This is a genomic window from Pseudolabrys taiwanensis (genome assembly GCF_003367395.1).
In the GTDB taxonomy this organism is placed as follows: Bacteria; Pseudomonadota; Alphaproteobacteria; order Rhizobiales; family Xanthobacteraceae; genus Pseudolabrys; species Pseudolabrys taiwanensis.
The window spans coordinates 3697779-3719209 of record NZ_CP031417.1; the positions used below are offsets into that span (position 1 = coordinate 3697779).

Consider the following 21431-nt stretch of genomic DNA (forward strand, 5'->3'; position numbering starts at 1 on the left):
CCCTTTCACCGTCATCCTGAGGTGGCCGCGAAGCGGCCCTCGAAGGACGACGGTGAGAGGCTACTTGTCCCCACGAACGGCGCCATGCCACCATCCGTAGCTTGTGAGTCAGCTGCTCGGCGAACAGCGGACGAACGGGGGTGAGTATGAGCATCAAGCGGCGCAGCTTCGAAGCCGGTCACAAGCGCAAATATCTCGTCGTCATCGACGAGACCGAAGAGTGCGACCGTGCCTTGTTCTGGGCCGCCAAGCGCGCGGGCCGCACCGGCTCGCAGATCGTGATGTTGCGCGTGATCGAACCGGGCGACCGCAATCAGCAATGGCTCGGCGTCGCCGACATCATGAAGGCCGAGCAGATGGAAGCGGCGAACGCCGCGCTCGATCAGTTCGCGGTGCGCGCGAAGGAGATTGCCGACATCAATCCCGACCGTGTGATCCGGGAAGGTGATACCGCCGAGGAGATCGTCAAGCTGATCGACGACGACGCCGATATCGGCATCCTGGTGCTCGCCGCTGGCGTGACCAAGGACGGCCCCGGCCCGCTCGTCGCCAGCGTCGCCAAGAGCGCGGGCAGCTTCCCCATTCCCGTGGCCATCGTGCCCGGCCACCTCAACGACGAGGAACTCGAGGCGATGGCGTGAGGCCAGGCCCGATAGGTTGACCCCGCCCGCCGCACGCGCCATCTATCCAGGGTACCCAGCCATCCACGGGCCTTGAACCCGCAAGGAGAGCCAAACGATGTTCATCCAGACTGAACCGACGCCGAACCCGGCGACGCTGAAATTCCTCCCCGGCCGCGCCGTGCTCGACCAGGGCACGCTCGATATTGCGAGTCCCGAGGCCGCCGCCCAGTCCCCGCTCGCCCAGCGGCTGTTCGACATTCCGCATGTCGGCGGCGTGTTCTTCGGCAGCGACTTCATCTCGGTCACCAAGACCGAGGGCGAGTGGCAGCAGATGAAGCCGGCGATCCTCGGCGCCATCATGGAGCACTACCTCTCCGGCGCGCCGCTGCTGGCCCAGGACGCAGAGGCCAAGGCCGACGACGAGTTCTTCGATGCCGCCGACGAAGAGACCGTCACGTTGATCAAGGATCTGCTCGAGACGCGCGTGCGCCCGGCAGTGGCCGGCGACGGCGGCGACATCACCTTCAAGGGCTACAAGGAAGGCATCGTCTACCTGCACATGAAAGGCGCTTGCTCCGGCTGCCCGTCTTCGACGGCGACGCTCAAGCACGGCATCCAGAACCTGCTGCGCCACTTCGTGCCGGAAGTGACCGAAGTCCGGCCGATTTGACGGACCGTCGTCCCGGGCGCGCTCGCGCAACCCATTGGCAGCGTCTCGTGCCGCCCTCAGCCTGAGGAGCGGCCGAGGGCCGCGTCTCGATGGGGCGGCCCGTTGCTGCGGCGTACTGTCGTCCCCGCTTTGGCGGGGACGACAAGAGAGAATGCATTCGCCAGACGCGCGACGATGCTAATGTGAATCCCATGCGCGTCCTTGCCATCGATACCGCACTCGAAGCCTGTTCAGCCGCCGTGCTCGACACCGAGCAAGGCGGCATCGTCGCGCATGAGCAGATGCCCATGCAGCGCGGTCACGCCGAAGCTTTAATGCCGCTGATCAAGCGCGTGATGGACCATGCCGGCTTGGCTTTCACCGAGCTGGATCGCGTCGCCGTCACCATCGGCCCCGGCAGCTTCACCGGCCTGCGCGTCGGCATCGCCGCCGCGCGCGGCATCGCGCTGGCCGCCGGCAAACCGGCGGTCGGCCTGTCGACGCTCGCCGCTTACGCGACACCGCTGATTGCCGCCGACGACACGATTCCGGTCGTCGCCGCGATCGATGCGCGGCACGAACAGGTCTATCTGCAGGTCTTCGGCCCCGGCGGCCGCACTTTGGTGGCGCCGCGCATTGCGCCCTTGCGCGAAGCCGTCCGTGCCGCCGCCAACAGCGGCGCCCCACGCATCGTGGGTACCGCGGCCGAGCTGATCGCGGCGGCGTGGCCGGCCGATGAGCGCAAGCCACGCGCGGTCGAACAGAAGGGCGCGCCGGATATCGACTGGGTGGCACAGGTCGGCGCGGCCGTCGCGGATACCGGCGTGGCGCCGCGGCCGCTTTATCTCAAGGCGCCGGACGCGCAGCCGCAGGAAGCCACACAGCTATCGCGGCGATGATCGGCTTTTTCCGAAACTTGTTCGGGCGCGGCGAGCCGAGTTTCGTCGAGGCAAGCCCGCGCGATGCCGTCGCGATCGCCGCCTTGCATGCCGTCTCGTTCCACCGCGGCTGGAGCGAGCAGGAGGTCGAGACGCTGCTTCTCGATCGCGCCGTGGTCGCGCATCGCGCGATGCTGGGCGGCACCTTCGCCGGCTTCATCCTGTCACGCCGCGCGGCCGATGAGGCGGAAATCCTATCGGTCGCGGTAAGCGGCGCGCGGCGCGGACGTGGCATCGGCCGCGGCCTGTTGACTTTGCATCTGCGGCGACTCGCCGGTCTCGGCGTTGCCAGCGTGTTCTTGGAAGTTGACGAAAATAATATGGCCGCGATTCGGCTTTATCGCCGCGCAGGCTTTCGCGACGTCGGCCGCAGACCCAATTATTATCCCGGCGCGACGGGCAAACCTTCGGCGGCATTGGTTCTGCGCCGCGACCTTGTCTGACCCGCAATCAGCGCATTCCCCGGCGGGCGCGGTGTGCTAGAAGGGCCGGGCCCGCGAACAATCGAGTGCTGGAAACGTGACGACGCCGGACAAAATCCCGCTTGAACGCAAGAATATCGAGACGCTTTGCGCATCCAAAGGCATGCGCATGACCGAGCAGCGGCGCGTCATCGCACGCGTGCTGGCCGAATCGGAAGATCATCCCGACGTCGAGGAACTGTACCGCCGCTGCGCCAAAGTCGACGACCGCATTTCGATCTCGACGGTCTATCGCACCGTGCGGCTGTTCGAAGACGCGGGCATCATCGAGAAGCACGACTTCCGCGACGGCCGCGCGCGCTATGAGACCTCGTCGGAGGCGCATCACGACCATCTCATCAATCTGCGCACCGGCGAAGTGATCGAATTCCAATCGGAAGAGATCGAACGCCTGCAGGCGGAAGTCGCGCGCAAGCTCGGCTACAAGCTCATCGATCATCGGCTCGAGCTCTACGCCGTACCGCTCACCGACGAAAAGAAATAAGACCTTCCTTCATGTGCACGCGCTGGCCCCGTCCCCGGTCATTCCCGCGAAAGCGGGAATCCAGCGCTGGGTCCCCGCTTTCGCGGGGACGCGCGGACATGGTGACGTGATGCGCGGCCTGTTCATCGCGGCGTTCTTCTGCACGATGACGCCGCTGTTGATCTCCATCCAATGGGTGCTCGGCAAACTCGGCCTGCCCGGCTGGGGCTTCATCGCGTCGAATTATTACAAGGTGCTGCGCGGGCTGTTGCGCATCCGCGTTCGCGTCGTCGGCACGCCGGTGCACGGCCGCGCCGTGCTGTACGTATCCAATCACGTCTCGTGGTCCGATATCGTCGTGATCGGCTCACTCGCGCCGGTCGCTTTCGTCGCCAAACGCGAAGTGGCGAGCTGGCCGCTGGTCGGCATCACCGCGAAAATACAGCGCACGGTCTTCGTCGATCGCACGCGCCGTCACCAGACCGGCGACGCCGTGAGCCAGATCGTCGAGCGCTTGAAGGGCGGCACGTCGGTGGTGCTGTTCGCCGAGGGCACGTCCAGCGACGGCAACCGCGTGCTGCCGTTCCGTTCGGCGCTGCTCGGCAGCGTCGAGGATGCGGCCGCCGCGCACCAAGGCGGCGCCGACGCCATCCTGATTCAGCCGATCGCGATCACCTATACGGGCCAGCAGGGCATGCCGATGCGCCGCAGCCAGCGGCCGCTCGTCGCGTGGTACGGCGATCTCGACTTCATGCCGCACATCAAACGCTTCGTCGGCGAAGGCGTGGTCGACGCGGTGGTCAGTTACGGCCCGCCGGTTCCCGCCGACGGCACGCTCGACCGCAAGGCGATGACGCGCAAGCTGCACGAGGACGTGCGCCGCCTGATGGTCAGCGCCCTGCGCGGCCGGCCAATCCCGGCGAACCAGCCGCAGCCGGTGGCGCCAAGCGTCACCGTCGATCTCGTGGCGCAGGAAAAGATCAGTGCCTAGCGCGCGCCGAAGCGTTTCCTGGCGTCATCAGTGGCCGGCGCGTAGAGCGAGACGATGGTGCCCTCGGGATCGCGAAACATGAACCGCTTGTTGCCCCATGGCATGAGCATCAGGTCCTGCACGATCGGCACCGTATCTTTTAGCCGCGCATAGTGGGCGTCGATGTCGTCGACCTGAAACTCGATGCAGGCGGTACGATTGGCGCCGGCTGCGCCGGCACCCGGCGGTTCCGTCTGCGTGGCATTGAAGGCGAGCGCCGCGCCGGGCAGCACGATCTCGGCGAAAACGGGCGCGAGCCAGTCAGCGGTCTGCTGCGTCACTCTTTCATAAAATGACACCATCGCCTTCATGTCGGCGACGACGAGGCGGGTGGATGCGAATTTCATCGACTGCTTCCTGTCTTTGCGCGCAGCGAGCGCCGCGCTTTCCCGCCTTGTCGCACCACCCTCCTGCCAGCATATTGTCAGCAGGAGTCAGCATGCGCCGCGCCGATCGTCTGTTCCAGATTATCCAGATCCTGCGCCGGACGCCGCGACCCGTGACGGCGGCGGCGCTTGCGGACGAACTCGAGGTGTCACGGCGTACGGTGTATCGCGATATCAGCGATCTCATGAGCCAGCGCGTCCCGATCGAAGGGGAGGCCGGATTCGGCTACGTTCTGACCGCGGGGTACGACATGCCACCCTTGATGCTGACGCCCGACGAGTTGGAAGCCGTGGTGCTCGGTGCGCAGTGGGTCGCCGGTCAACCCGACAAGGCGCTTGCGAATGCCGCGCGCGACCTCGTCGCCAAGATCGCAGCCGTGGTGCCCGAGGATCTTCGCCCCTACATCGCCGACCCCAGCGTGGGCCTGAAGCCGATAAAGCCCGCGCCGGCTCAAAACCTGGATACCGCCGGCCTGCGCTCGGCCATCCGGGAGGGTCGGAAGCTGCGCCTGCGCTACCGCTCCGAGGCGGGTGAGGAGACCGAGCGCACGGTCTCGCCGGTCATTCTCGGCTATACCGACGCCACCTGCCTGCTGGTTGCCTGGTGTGAGTTGCGGGGCGATTTCAGGCACTTTCGCGCCGACCGGATCGTCGACATGACGTTCCTTGCGGAAAGCGGCGATTTCCGGCCCGGGGAGTTGCGCCGGCGGTGGCAGCGCTGGCGCGAGGACCACTACCGGCCCACCGCAGGCTAGGCCCGGCCGATCCCGCTGGAGCGGCGTTTATTTTTGCCCAAAAAGGCGTTATCAGGCGCCGCCATGGCGAATGCGCGCAAAGTCCACGTCAAATCCTTCGGCTGCCAGATGAACGTCTACGACTCCAATCGTATGGCGGACACCTTGGCGCCGGCCGGGTTCGCCGAGGCCGCGGGGCCGGAGGGGGCCGATCTCGTCATCCTCAACACCTGCAACATCCGCGAGAAGGCGGCCGACAAGGTCTATTCCGAGATCGGCCGGCTGCGGGTGATGAAGGAAGAAGCCGCGCGCGAAGGCCGGCAGATGCTGATCGCCGTTGCCGGCTGCGTCGCGCAAGCGGAAGGCCGCGAGATCATGCGCCGCGCCGGCGCCGTCGATCTGGTCGTCGGCTCGCAGAACTATCACCGCCTGCCGGAGATGATCGCGCGCGCCGCGCGCGGCGAGAAAGTCATCGACACCGAGTTTCCAGTCGAGGACAAGTTCGACGCGCTGGCGGCGCCCAAGCGCGAAGAAATCGCCAAGCGCGGCATCGCCGCTTTCGTCACGGTGCAGGAAGGCTGCGATAAGTTTTGCACCTTCTGCGTGGTGCCCTATACGCGCGGCGCCGAAATCTCGCGGCCGGTCGAGAAGATCGCCGACGAAGTCGCGCGGCTCGCCGACGCGGGCGTGCGCGAAGTCACGCTGATCGGCCAGAACGTCAACGCCTATCATGGCGCCGACGGGGGCGGCGCGCCGGCAACGCTCGGCCAATTGCTGCGCCGCTTGGCGCGCGTGCCGGGCATCGCGCGGCTGCGCTACACCACCAGCCATCCGAACGACATGGACGACGACCTGATCGCCGCGCATGCCGATCTGCCGGAGCTGATGCCCTATGTGCACCTGCCGGTGCAGTCGGGCGCCGACCGCATCCTCGCGGCGATGAACCGCAAGCACACGCGCCAGCACTATCTCGACGTTGTGGCGCGGCTGCGGGCGGCGCGGCCGGACCTCGCCTTCTCCTCCGATTTCATCGTCGGCTTCCCCGGCGAGACGGCACAGGACTTCGAGGACACGCTCAGCCTGGTCGACGCGGTCGGCTACGCGGGGGCCTATACCTTCGCCTACTCCCCCCGCCCCGGCACCCCGGCGGCGGATATCGAGGACCAGGTGCCGCCGGAGGAGAAAACCGAGCGTTTGTACCGCCTTCAGGCCCTGATCGCCCGCCAGCAGCGTGACTTTAACGCCGCATTCGTCGGAAAAACTGTCCCTATCCTGCTTGAAAAGGCCGGCCGGCTCCCTGGGCAACTGGTCGGCAAGACCCCATATTTGCAGGCAGTACAGGTCATGGCGCCTGCTGCGCTGATCGGCACCGTCGTTCCGGTGGCGATCACGTCGCTGGGCACCAACACGTTGTTTGGGGAACTGGCCGGCGGCGCCGCGGCGCCGCTCCTGGCTGAAGCTGGAGCATAGAGCCACCTTTGCGCACATCGGATCCCGTGATCCCGACCGCCGCCACCTCGGAAGAGACGGCGACCACGCAAGTCGTGCTGGCTTTCGAGGACAACAAGCTCGCCTCCATCCTCTTCGGACAGTACGGGCAAAATCTCGCATTGATCGAGCGCCGGCTCGGCGTCGTCGCCGACCAGCGCGGCAATCACGTCACGCTCGAAGGCTCGCGCTCGGGCTGCGAGCAGGCGCGCCATGTGCTCGAGGGTTTGTACGAGCAAACCAAACGCGGCCGCGACCTCAGTCAGGGCGACGTCGAAGGCGCCATCCGCCAGGCGATCGCGCAAGGCTCGCTTTTCGATTACGCAGGCGAAGGCGCGCGGCCCTCATTCGAAGAAATCAATCTGCGCAAGCGGCCGGTGCGCGCCCGCACGGCCGCGCAAAGCGCCTATATCCGCGCGCTCAAGCGCCATTCGCTCGTCTTCGGCACGGGGCCCGCCGGCACCGGCAAGACCTGGCTCGCCGTCGCGCAAGCCGTGCAGATGTTCGAACGCAAGGAAGTCGATCGCATCATCCTGTCGCGGCCGGCGGTGGAAGCGGGCGAACGGCTCGGCTTCCTGCCCGGCGACATGCGCGAGAAGGTCGATCCTTATCTGCGTCCGATCTACGACGCGCTGTACGATCTGATGGATGCGCGCATCGTCGAACGCGCGCTGCAGGCCGGCGAGATCGAGATCGCGCCGCTCGCCTTCATGCGCGGCCGTACGTTGGCGAATGCCTGCGTCATCCTCGACGAAGCCCAGAACACCACATCGATGCAGATGAAGATGTTCTTGACCCGCTTGGGCGAGAACAGCCGCATGATCGTGACCGGCGATCCGAGCCAGGTCGACTTGCCGGGCGGCCAGATGTCCGGCCTCGCCGAAGCCATCAGGTTGCTCAAGGACGTCGAGGGCATCGGCCACGTGGCCTTCGGTCATGAAGACGTCATCCGGCATGAACTGGTGGCGCGTATCGTCGCGGCCTACGACCGCGTCATCCCCGAGACCAAGAGCAAGGCATGAGCGCAGCGGTAAAGCAGCGCGTGACCGCGCCTGAGATCGACTTCGACGTGCAATCGCCGCTCTGGGACCAGCTCCCGGAAGCGGAAGACACCGTGCGCACGGCCATCGCGGCCGCCGCGGCTTTCGAGCCGGCGGCCGGCGAAATGAGCGTGATCCTCACCGACGATGCCTCGATCCGCGTCCTCAACCGCGACTGGCGCAAGCTCGACAAGCCGACGAATGTCCTGTCATTTCCGGCGGCTACGCCGAAGATCGCCGGGGTTCCCGCGCTGCTCGGCGACGTCGTCGTCGCCTACGAGACCCTGGCCCGCGAGGCAGACGAGGAAAAAAAACCCGTCCTTCATCATCTGGCCCATCTCGTCGTGCATGGCTATCTGCATCTCTTGGGATACGATCACGAGACCGATTCAGAGGCCGAGGCCATGGAAGGGCTTGAGCGCCAAATTCTTGCCCGTCTAAACATCGCCGACCCCTACCGGGCGCGCGAGGGCGATAACGCCTGAACTGCCATGCCTGACAGCGAACCCTCCAGTACCAGCTCCACCGGCGCGTCTTACGAGCCGCGCCATTTGCCCGTGCCCGTCCCGCCCCCGCGCGAGGGCGGCGACGGCTGGTTCATCCGCACCATCCGCTCCCTGTTCGGCTGGCGTAACGGTTCAATCCGCGCCGACCTCAAGGACGTGCTCGACGAGATGCCGCCGAGCGAATCCGGTTTCTCGCCGGATGAGAGCCGGATGCTCAAGAACATCCTCGGCTTGCGCGAGCGCCGCGTTGGCGACGTCATGGTACCGCGCGCCGACATCGTGTCGGTGCAGCAGGACATTCCGCTCGGCGAACTCGTGCGCACCTTCGAAGGCGCCGGCCATTCGCGTCTTGTCGTCTACAACGACACGCTCGACGATCCGGTCGGCATGGTGCACATCCGCGACCTCATCGCCTTCATGACGGCGCGCGCCGCGGTCGATCCCGAAAAGAACGCCAAGCGCAAGAAGCCGTTGCCGGCGGGCCTCGATTTCAAGGCCATCGATCTCGCGATACCCATGTCGAGTGCGAAGATCGTGCGCGAAATCCTGTTCGTGCCGCCGTCGATGCGCGCCATCGATCTGCTCGCGCGCATGCAGGCGACGCGCATCCATCTCGCGCTCGTCGTCGACGAATATGGTGGCACCGACGGCTTGATCTCGATGGAGGATATCGTCGAGCAGATCGTCGGCGAGATCGCCGACGAACACGACGAAGACGAAATGCCGAGCGTTGTGCGTCAGCCGGACGGCTCTTACATCGCCGATGCCCGCGCCAGCCTCGAGGATGTGGTCAATATCGTCGGCAACGATTTCCAGGCCGGCGACGCCGCCGAAGAAGTCGACACGCTCGGCGGCTATCTGGTGACGCGCGCCGGACGTCTGCCGTTGCGCGGTGAAGTCATTGCCGGCCCCGACCTGTTCGAGTTCGAAGTGCTCGATGCCGATCCGCGCCGCATCAAGCGCGTGCGCATCACGCGTCTGAAGGAACCGCGCGAAGCGTCGCGTGAGGCTTCCCGCGACGGGCGTCGGCGAGAACCCGATGCCGTGCTCGCCGGCGTTGCGCCGCCGCCGATGCCGGGTGAGGACGCCGCGAAGGACAGCGAGATTTCAGCCTCACCGGGCACGCCGCGCCCGTGACGCCCATTCGTCTCGCCACCCGTGCCGCACATGAGGTCGTGCTCGCCTTCGGCTGGCAGCGGGCCATCATCGCGTTCGTGGCCGGCGCCGTGTCCGTTCTCGCCATGGCGCCGATCGGTGCCTGGCCGGTCCTTTTCCTGACCTTCCCCGTGCTGGTGTGGCTGGTGGACGGCTCCACCGCCGGCCGCTGGGGCGGCATTGGGACCGCGGCGCTCGCCGGCTGGTGCTTCGGCTTCGGCTACTTCGTCGCCGGGCTCTATTGGGTCGGCTACGCCTTCCTGGTCGATGCCAAGACCTTCGGCTGGCTGCTGCCGGTCGCGGTCGCCGGCCTTCCCGCGTACCTCGCCATCTATACGGCCCTGGGCCTTGCCGCCGCGCGCCTGCTTTGGATACGCGGACCCGCGCGCATCCTGGCCTTGGCGGCCACGATGACCATCGCGGAGTGGCTGCGCGGTCATGTACTCACGGGATTTCCGTGGAATACTTTCGGCTACGCGTTCATGCAACCGCTGGTGCTCGGTCAAAGCATCTCGCTGGTCGGCATTTGGGGGCTGACTTTTTTGGCACTCGCCATATGCGCGAGCCCGGCCGTGCTCGCGGACGAGCCCGAAGACACGCGTCATCCTTATCGCTGGCCGGTTGTCGGCCTCGTCATTCTCGCGGCGCTCGCGGGTTATGGCGGCACGCGCCTGCGGCTGCATCCGACCGCATTCGTGAGCGGCGTGAAGCTGCGCATCATGCAGCCCAATCTGCAGCAGGATGCGCGGTTCAACTACTCCGCCAAGAACGAAGTGATGGCGCATTATCTGTCGCTATCGGGACGATCCACCGGACCGCAGTCCGAAGGACTGCACGGCGTCACGCATCTGATCTGGCCCGAATCGGCATTTCCATTTTTTCTCGCGCAAGAGCCCGATGCGCTGGCGCAAATCGTAGCGCTGCTCAAGCCCGGCACGGAGCTCATCACCGGCGCTGTCCGTGCCGTGCCGCCGGTGCCGGGGTCGCGCGCGATCCGCGCCTATAACTCCGTCTATGTGATTGATCCTGATGGCTCCATCCGCGGCATTTACGACAAAGTGCACCTGGTGCCGTTCGGCGAATATTTGCCGTTTCAAAGCTTCCTCGAGAGCCTCGGGCTGCAACAGCTGACCAAGCAAGCCGGCGGTTTCCTGTCGGGCGATCGGCGCCGCGTGATGGATGTCGGCCACGCGCCGAAGATGATGCCGCTGATTTGCTACGAGGCGGTTTTTCCCGGCGAAGCGGTGCCCGACAATGAGCGGCCCGGCTGGCTCGTGAACGTCACCAATGATGGCTGGTTTGGCATCAGCTCCGGGCCGTATCAGCACTTCCAGCAAGCACGCGCCTTGGCCATCGCGGAGGGCTTGCCGCTGGTGCGCGCGGCCAATACCGGCATCTCCGCGGTCATCGACCCCGTCGGGCGAGTAACGGCGTCACTGCCTCTTGGGGTTGAAGGTGTATTCGACGCCGGCCTGCCACGTGCGATTGCAAAAACTATATATGTGAAATTTGGGAATTCCGCCTTGATTCTCTTTTTGGTGGTAAGTGTGTTGCTGGTGGGCCGCCGCCGATTTCGTGCCTAGATTGAATCAGGCGTTTCTCAGCACAACCGTCTGATTTCACTAAATAAAAATTACGGTGTCGGGAACCGTACATAGCAGCTTCAAAAGGTCAAACTGGTAACCTGATACTCGCCATTTTGACTGTGCCATTTTTTGTTACCACGTAGACGGGACTTGACCCCCAGCGCGAGTTCCGCAAGTTGTACATTACGGGCCACGATGGAGGCATAGGAGATATTTATGGCTAAGAAGGCACCCAATCCGATCGACAAGCACGTCGGTTCGCGTGTGCGTATGCGTCGGATGATGCTGGGCATGAGTCAGGAAAAGCTCGGGGATGCCCTTGGCCTGACCTTCCAGCAAGTTCAGAAGTACGAGAAGGGTACCAACCGCATCGGTGCGAGCCGCCTTCAACAGATCGCACACATCCTCCAGGTTCCCGTCTCCTTCTTCTTCGAAGGCGCGCCGCTTGCTCCGGGCGGCCAAGTCACCCCCGGCATGAGCGAAGCTCCGTCGCCCGCCTACGTCTCCGACTTTCTCGCCACGTCCGACGGCTTGTCGCTGACAAAGTCGTTCATGCGCATCAAGAACAGCAAGCTGCGCCGCCGCATTGTTGACTTGGTCGAGCAGATCGCCGGCGAGGAATAAATTGCCCGCGTGATCCCATTGCGAGAGTGGAAGTTGCCCACTTTTGCCCGCACCTTGACGTTGCGGACGGTCACTGCAAGAAACACCGCTGCATAAAAACGGCGCGGCCGACATCGGCCGTGCGATGGAGGAGTTTCAGCGGTGGCTCATACCAATTACCTGTTCACCAGCGAGTCGGTTTCCGAAGGTCATCCGGACAAGGTCTGCGACCAGATCTCGGACGCGGTCCTCGACGCGTTTCTTGAGAACGACGTCAAGCTGGGCATCTCCGACGATAGCTTGGTCAACACGCGCCTCGGCTGCGAAACGCTGGCCACCACGAACAAGATCGTCATCGCCGGCGAAGGCCGCGGCCAGTCGCCGCTCTTCCGCAAACACGGCGACAAGGCCGTCGTCGATCGCGAACTGATCACTAAGATCGCGCGCGATGTGGTCAAGGACATCGGTTACGACCAGGACGGCTTCTCCTACTATGGCGCCGACGTGGAAGTGCTGCTGCACGGCCAGTCGCCCGACATCGCCATGGGCGTCGACGCCAAGAAGCACGCCAGCGGCGAAGAAGAAGGCGCCGGTGACCAAGGCATGATGTTCGGCTTCGCCTGCACCGAGAGCGAGGTCTACGAAAAGAACTCGTTCATGCCGGCGCCGATCTATTTCTCGCACAAGATCCTCAAGGTCCTGTCCGACAAGCGCCGATCCGGTCAGCTGCACGACCTGCAGCCCGACGCCAAGAGCCAGGTGACGGTGCGTTATGTCGACCGCAAGCCGGTCGGCGCCACCAAGGTGGTGGTCTCGACGCAGCACACCGCCGAAAGCCGCAACGGCAACAAGTACACGCCCGGCCTCATCAAGGAGATGATCACCGACGCGGTCGCTTCGGCGCTGCCGGAAGGCTGGATGCCGAAGGATGCCAACTTCCTGGTGAACCCGACCGGCAACTTCGTTGTCGGCGGTCCGGACGGCGACTGCGGCCTGACCGGCCGCAAGATCATCGTCGACACCTACGGCGGCTATGCCCCGCACGGCGGCGGCGCCTTCTCCGGCAAGGACCCGACCAAGGTCGACCGTTCGGCCGCTTACGCCGCGCGCTATCTCGCCAAGAACGTCGTGGCGGCGGGCATTGCCGAGCGCTGCACCATCCAGATCGCCTACGCGATCGGCGTCGCCGATCCGATGTCGGTCCTGGTCGACACGCATGGCACCGGCCTCGTGCCGGAGAGCAAGCTGGAGGAAGTGCTGCCGCAGCTCTTCCGCCTGACGCCGACCAACATCCGCCGCACGCTCAAGCTGAACCGTCCGATCTATCGTCGCACCGCGGCTTACGGCCACTTCGGCCGCCAGCCCGAAGCCGACGGCGGCTTCTCCTGGGAGAAGACGGACCTCGCGGCGGCGATCAAGAGCGCGGTGCAGTAAGCTTCTTCGCACCGGTACACATTCGACGAATGGCCGGCCGCAACGCCGGCCATTCGCTTTTTTATGTTGTCATGTCCCGGCTAAGCGGGGCATCCCAATCGCCTCATGAGCGAAGACCCGAACGAAACCTCGCAGCGCGCCTTCTTCGGCCGGCGCAAGGGCCATGCCCTCAAGCCGCGTCAGGCGGCCTTGTTCGAGACGCTGCTGCCGACGATCGGCCTCGATCTGGGCAAGCCGGCGCCCGCCGATCTGCGCGCTCTGTTCCCGCGCGTCGTCGACGAGGTGCGGCTGGAGATCGGCTTCGGCGGCGCCGAACATCTGATCGCGCAGGCCGAGGCCAATCCGAATGTCGGCTATATCGGCACCGATGCGTTCTTGAACGGCGTCGCCAAGGCCCTGGTGGCGATCGACGAACGCAAGCTGACCAACATCCTTCTGTATTTCGGCGACGCCAGCGCGCTGCTCGATTGGCTGCCGGTCGCGGCGCTCACCCGGATCGACCTGCTCTATCCCGATCCATGGCCGAAGAAGCGGCATTGGAAGCGGCGCTTCGTGCAGGACGAAAGCTTGAAACGCCTCGCCCGCATCGTGAAGGATGGCGGCGAATTCCGTTTCGCCACCGACATTCCGAGTTACGCCGATTACGTATTGATGCGCATTCTGCGCTCGCGCGATTTCACCTGGACGGCCGAACGCGCCGACGATTGGCGCAAACCGTGGGCGGGCTTCGTGCGCACGCGCTACGAAGCCAAGGCGATCCGCGAAGGCCGCACCCCGGCGTATTTTATTTTCAGACGCAGTTAGCCGGGCGCCGCAACCTCCAAAACCTCGCCCGGCCGAGCTGTTTCAAGAAGTACTAGAAGACCCGGAACGAGCGGCCTTAAATCGCTCAAGCGATTGCTTTTGGCCCGCAGAACGATGACCGCAATTTGTAGCGCGCCGATGCTGTTCTGAAACGACAGATTTCGATCGACTGTCACAAATACATCGAACGAACGCGCAGCAAGAACCAGCAACTCGCCGTTCTTGATCGTCGCCCACCCCATCTGCCGGGCCGTTTTCACATCATGGCCGACAATATCGCGCAACAAGCGCCAATCGATGCACTCGTCGAGAAAGATCCTCACGAGACCGATGCAACGAGCCGATCTTTCGCCTCCTCAAGAAAGGCGATGACCTGCTCGCGCTTAACCGACGGAAAGCCGACAAGGAATTCGTCGATGCTGTCGCCGGCTTCGAGATAATCGAGAAACGTCTGGACGGGTACCCGCGTCCCAGCGAATACCGGTGTGCCGCCCATCACGTTCGCGTCGCGGGATATCGGCGATACCTTCATCATCTTAATCTAAGGCGAGCCGGTGCTGCAGACAACCGCACCGGCGAACCGGGTTACTCGCCCGTGCCTTGGCGCACCTGCCAGAAACGCACGACGCGCTGCGCCGTCGCCGCGGTCAGCCGCTCGAAATTCTCGAACGCCGCATCGAGGAGCTGCGCATTCACCTTGATCCCCGGCCGCGCGCTCATGACCGCCTTCACCGTCGGCCAGCCGAAGCCCACCGCGCGCGCCAGGATCAGCACCGGATCGGCGCGCTCGCCGTTCATCAGGCGATCCACCACCTCAACCGGCACGGCGCAGACGGTCGCCAGCGCCGCGATGGTTTCCTCGTACTGGCCGCTGTTGGCGAACTCGGCGATATCGGCCTCGGTGAGCTTGCGCTCCTTGTGCAGGGCCCGCGTCTTGGCCAGCGCGGCGGTATAGTTGCGTGGTGCCGCCTTGGCGCCGACCTCGTCGGTGACTTTGGCGAGGATCTTGCGGATCTCGAGCTGCGTCTCGGGCTTGGCCTGCGCCAGCAGGCGTTTCTGCACCACGTCGCTCGCGCGCATCAGTAACTGCCGGAACAGCCGCGGCGGAATGTCGGTGCGCTGGCCAACCTTCTCGGCCAGCACGCCATCCTGCTCGGCGCGCTGCACCAGGGTGGTGAAGGCCTGCTCGGACAGGCGCGCATTGTGGTTGGTGGCGATCGAGCGCGCGACCTCGCGGTCGCCGCGCGCCACCAGGATGTCGGACAGCGACTCGCTGATGCCGAGGCGCATCGATACCGCAAGCAGGTGCGCCTGGCTCTTGGTCTCGGCGATCCGCATCAGCTCCGGTTCGTCGAGCCGCGCCTGCTTGAGCACGGGGCCGGCGACGTCGATGTCGTCGCTGTTGGCGAGCCTGCTGACGACATGCGCCGGCGCATTCGGGACCGGCGCGATCCGCCGCGCGAGCTCGGCCAGCGCCTTCGCCTCGATTTCCTCAATGAGGTACCCGATGACGTCATCGAACAGCGCGACATGGTGGTCGCGGAAAGAAGGCGCGCCGTCGAGAAACAGGCTGGTGATACGGCGCAGGGTCTCTGCCCGCTTCTCGGCCGTGCCGTGCTGGACCACGTCTTCCAGTTCGGGCAGGAGCGAGGCTGGGGAACCCATACGATAACTCACAAAAACAGCCGCAACCGCGCATTCACCCGCGGTTTTACGAGAATTTAGGCTTGATTTCTGAAGGAAGAGTTAGCCTGCGGAACCGGCAAAACCCTTGCACAAACGAGGAAATTCGCTATATTGCGCCGGTACGTAAGACACCCTCATAACCAAATCGGGTTTTGAGAGTGGGTCCTCCCGGGCCCGCTCTTTTTTGTTACGGAATGGCGCAAAGCGATGATCTGATGGCGGCTTCGGCCGCCGCCGATGCAACCGAACCGCGGCTGATTACCGAGCCGGGGTTGTCGGCGCGTGTCGCCAACATCGCAGAGCCGGTGCTGGAGCAGCTCGGTTATCGGCTGGTGCGGGTGCGTGTTTCCGGCGGCGAAAGCTCCACCATGCAGATCATGGCCGAGCGTCCCGACGGCACGCTGACCATCGACGACTGCGAAGACATCTCGCGCGCGCTCTCGCCGGTGCTCGACGTCGCCGACCCCATCGAAAAAGCCTACCGGCTCGAGATTTCCTCGCCGGGTATCGACCGGCCGCTGGTGCGCAAGTCCGATTTCGACCGTTACGCCGGCCACCTGGTGCGCATCGAGATGGAAGTGCCGATCAATGGCCGCAAACGGTTCCGCGGCCATCTCACCGGCACCGAGGGCGATCTGGCCAAGCTGCACCGCGACGATGCCCGTGAGGGCGACGAAGCCGACGTGCTGCTGCCGATCGGAGATATGAGCGACGCGAAGCTCGTGCTCACCGACGAACTGGTGACCGAAGCCTTGCGGCGCGAGAAGGCGGCCAAGCGCGAAGCGCGCGCCGCCAAACGTGAAGAAAGACGCGAAGAGAGACATTCCCGGCACCGGCCGCAGAGGCCTGCCGACAAAGGAGGAGAGTGAGCTATGGCTGTCAGCGCCAACAGGCTCGAGCTTTTGCAGATCGCCGACGCGGTTGCCCGCGAGAAGTCGATCGACCGCGGCATCGTGATCGCGGCGATGGAAGACGCGATCGCCAAGGCGGCGCGCTCGCGCTACGGCGCCGAGACCGACGTGCATGCCGAGATCGAGCCGAAGACCGGCGACCTGCGCCTGACCCGGCACATGCTGGTGGTCGATGCGGTCGAGAACCCGTCGAACCAGATCACCGTTGACGACGCGCGCAAGCGCCATCCGGCCGCGCAGGTCGGCGACACCATCGCCGATCCGCTGCCGCCGCTCGAATATGGCCGTATCGCCGCGCAGTCGGCCAAACAGGTGATCGTGCAGAAGGTGCGCGAGGCCGAGCGCGACCGGCAATATGCCGAGTACAAGGATCGCATCGGCGACATCGTCAACGGCGTCGTCAAGCGCGTGGAGTACGGCAACGTGGTGGTCGATCTCGGCCGCGGCGAGGCCATCGTCCGCCGCGACGAACTGCTGCCGCGCGAAGTGTTCCGCAACGGCGACCGCATCCGCGCCTATATCTACGACGTGCGCCGCGAGCCGCGCGGCCCGCAGATTTTCCTGTCGCGCACGCATCCGCAATTCACCGCCAAGCTGTTCGCGCAGGAAGTGCCGGAAATCTACGACGGCATCGTCGAGGTGAAGGCGGTCGCCCGCGACCCGGGCTCGCGCGCCAAAATCGCCGTGATCTCGCGCGATTCCAGCGTCGATCCGGTCGGCGCCTGCGTCGGTATGCGCGGTTCGCGCGTGCAGGCCGTGGTGAACGAGCTGCAGGGCGAGAAGATCGACATCATCCCGTGGTCGCCGGATATCGCGACCTTCGTCGTCAATGCGCTGGCGCCGGCGGAAGTCGCCAAGGTCGTGCTCGACGAAGACAAGGAACGCATTGAAGTCGTCGTGCCGGATCAACAGCTGTCGCTGGCGATCGGCCGTCGCGGCCAGAACGTGCGTCTGGCCTCGCAGCTCACCGGCTGGGATATCGACATCCTGACCGAGCAGGAAGAATCCGAGCGCCGCCAGGCCGAGTTCGAAAACCGCACCAAGATTTTCGTCGACGCCCTGAACCTCGACGAAGTGGTCGGTCAATTGCTGGCGTCGGAAGGCTTCGGCTCGATCGAAGAACTGGCGCTGGTCGACCAGAAGGAAATCGCCTCGATCGAAGGTTTCGACGAGGAGACGGCCGCCGAGCTGCAGGAGCGCGCCAAGGAATATCTCGCGGCGCAGGAAGCCGAGCTCGATGCCAAGCGCAAGGAACTCGGTGTCGCCGACGAGCTGACGGAGATTCCCGGCATCACCATGAAGATGCTGGTCGCCCTCGGCGAGAACGGCGTGAAGACGGTCGAGGATTTCGCTGGCTGCGCCACCGACGACCTCACCGGCTGGACCGAACGCAAGGATGGCGAGACCAAGAAGGAGCCGGGCTTCTTCGATGGCATCGACATCTCGCGCGAGGACGCCGAAGCGTTGATCATGGAGGCGCGCCTGAAGGCGGGCTGGATCACCGAGGAAGAACTGGCTGCGCAACGGGCCGAGGCCGAGCCGGCGGAAGAACCCGCCGCCGAACCGGCCTGACCAAGGAGTATGGATGCTGGCGACCGAACCGCGCGTGACAACGCAGGAGGATGAGCTCGACCGCGGGGCGACGACTGTCGCCCCCGGCACGCAGCGCACCTGCGCGCTCACGCGCAAGGAACAGCCGGTGTCCGAGATGATCCGCTTCGTGGTCGGACCCGGCGACACGGTCGTCGCCGACGTCAAACGTAAATTGCCCGGCCGCGGGCTTTGGATCACCGCGACGCGCAAGTCGCTGACCGAGGCGGTCAAACGGAACGTCTTCGCCCGCGGCTTCAAACGCAACGTGAAGGTCGCCACCGACCTGCCGGCGCAGACCGAAGCGATGCTGGAACGGGCCGCGCTCGACGCGCTCGCCGTGGCGGGCAAAGCGGGCCTAGCGATAGCGGGTTTCGCCAAGGTCGAGGCGGCGCTCGCGCGGAACGAGGCCGTGGCGTTGCTGCACGCCAGCGACGGCGCGGCGGACGGCAAACGCAAGCTCGACGGCGCTTTGCGCCGGATTCGAGAGGAAACTGACGGAATCGCACGTGAAATCGCCCTGGTCGGCGAATTTTCCGGCGTGCAATTGGATTTGGCACTGAACCGCCCAAATGTGGTACATGCAGCGCTGCTTGCCGGGCCCGGGAGCGAAACTTTTCTCGCTCGCGTGTCGCGCCTTGTGCGCTATCGGACCGGACAATCGCCCGAGGCAGTTAGCGCGCATGCGCCGACGGACGGCGCATAAGGACAAAGTACTGAATGACTGAGACCAAGAACCCTGGCGAAAAGAAACTCGGTGTGTCCGGCAGCAAGCTGACGCTGAAGCCGCGCACGGAGACGGGCGTCGTGCGCCAGAGCTTCAGCCATGGCCGCAGCAAGCAGGTCGTGGTCGAGACCGTGAAGCGCCGCACCATCGGCAAGCCTGAGGCCAAGCACGAACCGGCCGCGCCGGTCGAGCCGCCGAAGAAGCCCGCGCCCGCCGCCGCGGCGCCGCGGCCGGCCCCCCAGCGCCCGCGTCCAACCGAAGCGCCGCCGCGCTCGTCCGGCGTCGTGCTGCGCACGCTCACCGAGGAAGAACGCGCGGCGCGTGCGCATGCGCTCGCCGACTCGCGCGTGCGCGAAGCCGAAGAACGCAAGATCGCCGAGGAAGAGGCCAAGATCCGGGCCGCCCGCGAGGCCATCGAAAAGGCCGATCGGGAGGCCGCCGAAGCGCGCAAGCGCGAGGAAGAAGAACGCCACAAGCGCGAGGAGGAATCCAAGCGCAAAGCCGGCGAGGTCGCCAAGAAGCGTCTCGGCGACGAAGAGCCCGCCAAGCGGCCGGCGGCGGCAACCCCGGCTGCGCGGCCGGCCCTCGAAGTCGAGGAAGAAGAAGCGCCGCGCGTGTCGCGCCGCCCTGGCGGCGGTGCCGCGCGGCCCGTGCCGCCGCGTCCGGCCGCTCCCCGTGCGGGCGCCGAGAAGCAGCGCGGCCGCCTGACCGTCATCAACGCCTTGAACGCCGATGAAGTGCGCGAGCGTTCAATCGCCTCGTTCCGCCGCCGCACGCAGCGCTTGAAGGGCCACGCCGCCAACGAGCAGAAGGAAAAGCTCGTGCGCGAGGTGACGATCCCGGATGTGATCACGATCCAGGAGCTCGCCAACCGCATGTCCGAGCGCGCGGTCGACGTCATCCGCCTGCTGATGAAGCAGGGCCAGATGGCGACGATCAACGACACGCTCGATGCCGACACGGCGCAGCTCGTCGCCGAGGAAATGGGCCACACCGTGCGCCGCGTTTCCGAAGCGGACGTGGAAGAGGGCCTGTTCGACGTCGCCGACGATCCGGCGCATCTGGCGCCGCGCGCGCCGGTCGTGACCGTCATGGGTCACGTCGACCACGGCAAGACCTCGCTGCTCGATTCGATCCGCTCCGCCGAAGTGGCGGCGGGCGAAGCCGGCGGCATCACCCAGCATATCGGCGCTTATCAGGTGTCGGCGCCGTCCGGCGCCAAGATCACCTTCATCGACACGCCGGGCCACGCCGCGTTCACGGCGATGCGCGCGCGCGGTGCGAAGGTCACCGATATCGTGGTGCTGGTGGTCGCGGCCGACGACGGTGTCATGCCGCAGACGGTCGAAGCGATCCATCACGCCAAGGCGGCCAAGGTTCCGATCATCGTTGCCATCAACAAGATCGACAAGCCGGACGCGACGCCCGATCGCGTGCGCACCGAGCTGTTGCAGCACGAGATCCAGGTGGAATCGCTCGGCGGCGATGTCGTCGACGTCGAGGTGTCGGCCACCAAGAAGATCAACATCGACAAGCTGCTCGAGATGATCGGCCTGCAGGCCGAACTCCTCGACCTCAAGGCCAATCCGGACCGCCCCGCCGAAGGCACGGTCATCGAAGCCAAGCTCGATCGCGGCCGCGGTCCCGTGGCCACCGTGCTGGTTCAGCGCGGCACGCTGCACCCCGGCGACATCGTCGTCGCCGGCGCCGAATGGGGACGCGTGCGTGCGCTCGTCTCCGATACCGGCGCGACCGTGCAGAGCGCGGGCCCCTCGATGCCGGTCGAGATTCTCGGCTTCTCCGGTACGCCGGATGCCGGCGACCGTCTCGCCGTGGTCGAGAACGAAGCCCGCGCCCGCGAGGTCACCGAGTATCGCGCCCGTCAGAAGCGCGAGAAGATGGCGGCGCGCGCCACCGGCATGCGCGGCTCGCTCGAGCAGATGATGGCGCAGGCCAAGACCGCGGGCCGCAAGGAATTCCCGCTGGTCATCAAGGGCGACGTGCAAGGCTCGGTCGAAGCCATCATCGGCGCGCTGGACAAGCTGGCGACCGACGAAGTGGCGGCGCGCGTGCTGCACGCCGGCGTCGGCGGCATCTCGGAGTCGGACGTCACCTTGGCGGAAGCCTCGGGCGTGCCGATCATCGCCTTCAACGTGCGCGCCAACAAGGAAGCACGCGAGGCGGCCGAACGTGCCGGCATCGAAATCCGCTACTACAACATCATCTACGACCTCGTGGATGACGTGAAGAAAGCGATGTCCGGTCTGCTCGCGCCGACTTTGCGCGAGACCATGCTGGGCAACGCGCAGATCCTGGAAGTCTTCAAGGTGTCGAAGGTCGGCAACGTGGCAGGCTGCCGCGTGACCGACGGCACCGTGGAACGCGGCGCCAATGTCCGGTTGATCCGCGACAATGTCGTCGTCCACGAAGGCAAGCTCTCGCAGCTCAAGCGCTTCAAGGACGACGTCAAGGAAGTCAGCGCCGGTATGGAATGCGGCATGGCCTTCGAGAACTACCAGGACATGCGGCAAGGCGACGTGATCGAATGCTACCGGGTGGAGACGATTCAACGCTCGCTGTGAGTCCAAATCTCACG

At 65.4% G+C, this 21431-nt stretch carries 23 protein-coding genes; 19 read left to right on the forward strand and 4 right to left on the reverse strand.

Features of this window, described 5'->3' with window-relative positions; translation table 11 throughout:
• The first annotated feature begins 146 nt into the window (after positions 1–146).
• The 6 genes from DW352_RS17535 to DW352_RS17560 all read left to right on the forward strand — a co-directional run bounded on the left by DW352_RS17535 (position 147) and on the right by DW352_RS17560 (position 4146).
• A complete protein-coding gene (locus DW352_RS17535; protein WP_115692549.1) occupies positions 147–641 on the forward strand; it encodes a universal stress protein in 495 nt (164 codons plus the stop codon).
• Between the two features lie 97 nt (positions 642–738).
• Positions 739–1293 (forward strand): NifU family protein, encoded by a 555-nt coding sequence (locus tag DW352_RS17540; RefSeq protein WP_115692550.1) that lies wholly within the window; start codon positions 739–741, stop codon positions 1291–1293.
• A gap of 191 nt (positions 1294–1484) precedes the next feature.
• The gene (gene tsaB / locus DW352_RS17545) at positions 1485–2171 is read left to right on the forward strand and encodes a tRNA (adenosine(37)-N6)-threonylcarbamoyltransferase complex dimerization subunit type 1 TsaB (protein WP_115692551.1); all 687 of its coding nucleotides are present in this window, start codon (positions 1485–1487) and stop codon (positions 2169–2171) included.
• The gene (locus DW352_RS17550) at positions 2168–2653 is read left to right on the forward strand and encodes a GNAT family N-acetyltransferase (protein WP_115692552.1); all 486 of its coding nucleotides are present in this window, start codon (positions 2168–2170) and stop codon (positions 2651–2653) included. The genes tsaB and DW352_RS17550 overlap by 4 nt, the downstream gene beginning before the upstream one ends.
• A gap of 142 nt (positions 2654–2795) precedes the next feature.
• Entirely contained in the window at positions 2796–3176 is a 381-nt protein-coding gene (locus DW352_RS17555; RefSeq protein ID WP_115694466.1) for a Fur family transcriptional regulator, read from the forward strand.
• A 109-nt stretch (positions 3177–3285) separates the two neighbouring features.
• Complete coding sequence (locus DW352_RS17560) at positions 3286–4146, forward strand: lysophospholipid acyltransferase family protein (protein WP_245434158.1); 861 nt, start codon at positions 3286–3288, stop codon at positions 4144–4146.
• Here the strand turns inward: DW352_RS17560 and DW352_RS17565 are convergent.
• Positions 4143–4532, reverse strand: a complete 390-nt coding sequence (locus DW352_RS17565) for a VOC family protein (RefSeq protein ID WP_115692553.1) — start codon at positions 4530–4532, stop codon at positions 4143–4145. The genes DW352_RS17560 and DW352_RS17565 overlap by 4 nt on opposite strands.
• Positions 4533–4624: 92 nt before the next feature.
• Here DW352_RS17565 and DW352_RS17570 point away from each other — a divergent pair, with 92 nt between their 5' ends.
• From DW352_RS17570 to trmB, 9 genes are all read left to right on the forward strand, one after another.
• Positions 4625–5326 (forward strand): helix-turn-helix transcriptional regulator, encoded by a 702-nt coding sequence (locus tag DW352_RS17570; protein WP_115692554.1) that lies wholly within the window; start codon positions 4625–4627, stop codon positions 5324–5326.
• 63 nt (positions 5327–5389) lie between these two features.
• The gene (gene miaB, locus DW352_RS17575; protein WP_115692555.1) at positions 5390–6775 is read left to right on the forward strand and encodes a tRNA (N6-isopentenyl adenosine(37)-C2)-methylthiotransferase MiaB; all 1386 of its coding nucleotides are present in this window, start codon (positions 5390–5392) and stop codon (positions 6773–6775) included.
• 8 nt (positions 6776–6783) lie between these two features.
• Positions 6784–7815: a PhoH family protein gene (locus DW352_RS17580; protein ID WP_245434159.1), complete on the forward strand. Its 1032-nt coding sequence runs from the start codon at positions 6784–6786 to the stop codon at positions 7813–7815.
• A complete protein-coding gene (gene ybeY, locus DW352_RS17585) occupies positions 7812–8318 on the forward strand; it encodes an rRNA maturation RNase YbeY (protein WP_115692557.1) in 507 nt (168 codons plus the stop codon). Before DW352_RS17580 ends, ybeY begins: the two co-directional genes overlap by 4 nt.
• Before the next feature lie 6 nt (positions 8319–8324).
• Complete coding sequence (locus DW352_RS17590; RefSeq protein ID WP_115692558.1) at positions 8325–9476, forward strand: hemolysin family protein; 1152 nt, start codon at positions 8325–8327, stop codon at positions 9474–9476.
• Positions 9473–11077 carry an apolipoprotein N-acyltransferase gene (gene lnt / locus DW352_RS17595; RefSeq protein WP_115692559.1) on the forward strand — a complete coding sequence of 535 codons (1605 nt, stop codon included), beginning with the start codon at positions 9473–9475 and terminating at the stop codon, positions 11075–11077. The genes DW352_RS17590 and lnt overlap by 4 nt, the downstream gene beginning before the upstream one ends.
• A 219-nt stretch (positions 11078–11296) precedes the next feature.
• Positions 11297–11704 (forward strand): helix-turn-helix domain-containing protein, encoded by a 408-nt coding sequence (locus DW352_RS17600; protein ID WP_115692560.1) that lies wholly within the window; start codon positions 11297–11299, stop codon positions 11702–11704.
• Positions 11705–11845: 141 nt separating this feature from the next.
• Positions 11846–13117 (forward strand): methionine adenosyltransferase, encoded by a 1272-nt coding sequence (metK, locus tag DW352_RS17605; protein ID WP_115692561.1) that lies wholly within the window; start codon positions 11846–11848, stop codon positions 13115–13117.
• Between the two features lie 105 nt (positions 13118–13222).
• Positions 13223–13921 carry a tRNA (guanine(46)-N(7))-methyltransferase TrmB gene (gene trmB / locus DW352_RS17610; RefSeq protein WP_115692562.1) on the forward strand — a complete coding sequence of 233 codons (699 nt, stop codon included), beginning with the start codon at positions 13223–13225 and terminating at the stop codon, positions 13919–13921.
• Here trmB and DW352_RS17615 read toward each other — a convergent pair.
• Genes DW352_RS17615 through DW352_RS17625 form a run of 3 tightly spaced genes read right to left on the reverse strand, consistent with a single transcriptional unit; the run spans position 13918 to position 15586 of the window.
• Positions 13918–14244 (reverse strand): DUF5615 family PIN-like protein, encoded by a 327-nt coding sequence (locus DW352_RS17615; RefSeq protein WP_115692563.1) that lies wholly within the window; start codon positions 14242–14244, stop codon positions 13918–13920. The two genes, trmB and DW352_RS17615, sit on opposite strands and share 4 nt — an antisense overlap.
• Positions 14241–14456: a DUF433 domain-containing protein gene (locus DW352_RS17620; RefSeq protein ID WP_115692564.1), complete on the reverse strand. Its 216-nt coding sequence runs from the start codon at positions 14454–14456 to the stop codon at positions 14241–14243. Before DW352_RS17620 ends, DW352_RS17615 begins: the two co-directional genes overlap by 4 nt.
• A 50-nt stretch (positions 14457–14506) precedes the next feature.
• The gene (locus DW352_RS17625) at positions 14507–15586 is read right to left on the reverse strand and encodes a DUF2336 domain-containing protein (RefSeq protein WP_115692565.1); all 1080 of its coding nucleotides are present in this window, start codon (positions 15584–15586) and stop codon (positions 14507–14509) included.
• Positions 15587–15822: 236 nt separating this feature from the next.
• On the opposite strand from DW352_RS17625, the gene rimP reads away from it, so the two are divergent.
• Genes rimP through infB form a run of 4 tightly spaced genes read left to right on the forward strand, consistent with a single transcriptional unit; the run spans position 15823 to position 21417 of the window.
• Positions 15823–16476: a ribosome maturation factor RimP gene (gene rimP / locus DW352_RS17630; RefSeq protein ID WP_115694468.1), complete on the forward strand. Its 654-nt coding sequence runs from the start codon at positions 15823–15825 to the stop codon at positions 16474–16476.
• A 3-nt stretch (positions 16477–16479) separates the two neighbouring features.
• Positions 16480–18090: a transcription termination factor NusA gene (gene nusA / locus DW352_RS17635; RefSeq protein WP_115692566.1), complete on the forward strand. Its 1611-nt coding sequence runs from the start codon at positions 16480–16482 to the stop codon at positions 18088–18090.
• A 13-nt stretch (positions 18091–18103) separates the two neighbouring features.
• Positions 18104–18814 (forward strand): RNA-binding protein, encoded by a 711-nt coding sequence (locus DW352_RS17640; protein WP_115692567.1) that lies wholly within the window; start codon positions 18104–18106, stop codon positions 18812–18814.
• Positions 18815–18828: 14 nt separating this feature from the next.
• Complete coding sequence (gene infB, locus DW352_RS17645) at positions 18829–21417, forward strand: translation initiation factor IF-2 (RefSeq protein ID WP_115692568.1); 2589 nt, start codon at positions 18829–18831, stop codon at positions 21415–21417.
• The last annotated feature ends 14 nt before the right edge of the window (positions 21418–21431 follow it).